Origin of the sequence: Streptococcus mitis, from assembly GCF_002096845.1 — a bacterium.
Classification (GTDB): Bacteria; Bacillota; Bacilli; order Lactobacillales; family Streptococcaceae; genus Streptococcus; species Streptococcus mitis_A.
In genome coordinates this window covers 1-2973 of the sequence record NZ_NCVK01000038.1, presented here as the reverse complement: position 1 = coordinate 2973, position 2973 = coordinate 1, and the positions used below count along the sequence as shown (strand labels likewise).

1 protein-coding gene is annotated in these 2973 nt (G+C 39.7%); it reads right to left on the bottom strand.

Annotated features, from left to right (window positions below; translation table 11 throughout):
• Positions 1-2973 (bottom strand): Rib/alpha-like domain-containing protein (locus tag B7695_RS06990; RefSeq protein ID WP_142358877.1); only part of this gene is annotated, 2973 nt, incomplete at both ends.

Sequence of the window (2973 nt, the reverse complement as noted above, 5' to 3'; positions counted from 1 at the left end):
GTTGACGCTGACGTACTTGCGCTTGTTGATGCTGACGTACTTGCGCTCGTTGAAGCTGACGTACTTGCTGACGTACTTGCGCTTGTTGACGCTGAGGCAGATGCAGATTGAGACGCTTCAGAATCCGATACTGGCACTTCTACTTCGTTCGATGTACCATCTTTATAGGTAATAACGACTGTTACTTTACCATTTGATACAGTACCATTATCTTTAAATGCATAACCACTAATACGATTTGCCTCTTGTGGATTAGATCCTGTCACCGCTGCAAGAATTTTTTGCTTATCATCTGGTGATGGAGTTGTCGCATTAGTTACTTGAACTGTCGCTGGCACTTTACCTGGGAATTTATCCTTCAACTGACCTTGCGCAAGTCTAAGATTATTTCCTTCAGACCAATTTCCAGAAGTATCTCTAACTATAACCGAACGTTTTATCCTATTGTTAGGATTACCTTGTCTGTCAATAGTATATGCCAAATCTGGCTTGATTTGACCGTGACTCTCACCAGTATCAATGGTATGAGGACTAGTCTCCGTGGCTGTAGTAGAAACATTATTGATATTGTTTAGAATTGCAGTTCCCCAACTATCATCAAGTATATTCCCGCTGGTAATAGTAGTGTTACCATTGCTGTCACCTATTTTCACTTCAGTTTTGTCAATCTTTCCACTGTTATCACTAAATGTAGTAATAAAGCGCAGTTGATCACCTGCATAGAAAGTATATTTCTTAGCATTATCTTCAATTACGAATGGAACTTCTTCCCATTTACCAGTTGTAGGATTTTTTACTTGCACAGTTGTACTAGCAACAGGTTTAACTGTTTCGCGAGTAATTGTTTTAGTCGTTGATGTGCTAAGGGTCTCTGTTCCTCCAGTAGGAATCCTTACATCTTTAGTTTGTGTAACCGTTACGTTCCCCGTTGGAAGCAAACCGTTACTATCTGCTAATTCATCTGCTCCAAATGTGACACTTGTAGCACCAGCTGGTACTGTCTTCGGAATTGTCTTACTTCCAAGTTTCAAGGTCACTGTCGCACCTGGTGTCACATCTGTCACAGTAATACCACGTTTTGGAAGACCACCTGTATTCGTTACTTGGTCATCTGCGATTTGTGGTGTTTTTAGGTTGACTTTGATGGTTACTGGAACCAATTTATCGTTACGACTACCCGTTGCAGCACCTAGTGGCAATGTTACTTTAACTTTTTTAGTTATATAACCTGGAGTTGAAATCTCAGATTCACTTAAAGGTGTTTCCCATGCATAATCTGTCCCAGCTGGTATTACTGGTGTATTGGCAGCATTTGTAATCGTTTCACCCGGAGTTGTGCTAATAGTTGACAACGGAGACATATTACCCACTGTTGTTTCATAAACCTTCTTAGCAACTGGGTCCACTACTGTATAATTAAATGTTGTCTCGCTTGTCAAAGCACGATCTTGTGCAGACGGAGTCCCAAAGCGTCCTGTTGGATAAGTCGCTACTACACGGTACTCTGTTTGATGCGCTTGGGTATTATTCCAAACACTACTAAATTTTTGCGTTCCAACTGGCGTCTTCTGCAACTCACCTGAACCACTTAACTGACTATTTAATTTGTACTCGTAAGACCAGGTCGTATTGGCTGGAAGCTCCTTTTGATTCACATATAAGTAAGTGTCTCCACCATAATTATTAGCCCAGTTACCTCCGTTAGTTCTACCATTACCATCATCTTTAAAGGAATAAAACTTACCTGTTACCCCATTGTTGGTATTAGCCTCAACCTTTGGATAAACGGTATAGTTATAAGTAATATCTTTACTTACACCTTTCGAGTCGGTAACCGTCAAGGTTGCTGTTTTTTCACCTGGTGTAGATAAATCTGGCGCTCCGTTTTTCCAAACTACATTTGTATTTGCAGGCAATTCTGTACCATCAGCAGATTTGATAAAATTACGAGCTGTCAAGCTATTCGCATTTTCTCCAGCAACCGCGTAGAAGCGATCTGACTTAGTTTGATAATTTTGTTCTAGTGTTGGAGTGACTGTTCTTGTCGTTCCATCTTTATAGGTAATCAGCACATTTCCATTGCTCTGTGGAGTATAGGTTCTGATACGATGTTTATCCTGTGGATAAGCCTTTTCAACAGCTGCCTTAATAGAATTTCTATCATTGTCGGTTAAATTAGCAATATCTCGAACTGTTATTGGAGAAATCTTCACTTCACCCAATCTATCTTTCAACTGACCCTGCTCAAGCTTAATATTGTTTCCTTGAGACCAATTTTCTGAACGATCTCTAACTATAACCGAACGTTTTATAAAATGTCCAGGTGCATATGGCAAATCTGGTCTAATGGTACCTTGATTCTCACCAGTGTCAATGGTATGAGGCTTAGTCTCCGTGGCTGTAGTAGAAACATTATTGATATTGTTTAGAATTGCAGTTCCCCAACTATCATCAAGTATATTCCCGCTGGTAATAGTAGTGTTACCATTGCTGTCACCTATTTTCACTTCAGTTTTGTCAATCTTTCCACTGTTATCACTAAATTTAGTAATAAAGCGCAGTTGATCACCTGCATAGAAAATATATTTATCGAAAACATCGTCTCTCGTGGATGGAACTGTTTCCCATTGACCAGTTGTAGGATTTTTTACTTGAACAGTTGTACTAGCAACAGGTTTAACTGTTTCTCTAGTGATAGTTTTAGTCGTTGTTGCGGATTCGAGTGTTTCTGCTCGGTTTGTTGTAGGATTAGTAAATTCCTTACTTTGTTTAACTGTTACGTTTCCTGTTGGAAGCAAACCGTTACTATCTGCTAATTCAGTCGCAGTAAATGTTACATTTCCATTGCTATCTGCTGTTTTAGATGGAAGTTGTCTACCACCGATTGTCAAGGTTACTGATGCGCCTGGTAGAGCATTCGTTACAGTGATTCCTTTATTTGGAAGACCACCTGTATTTGTTACTTGATCATCT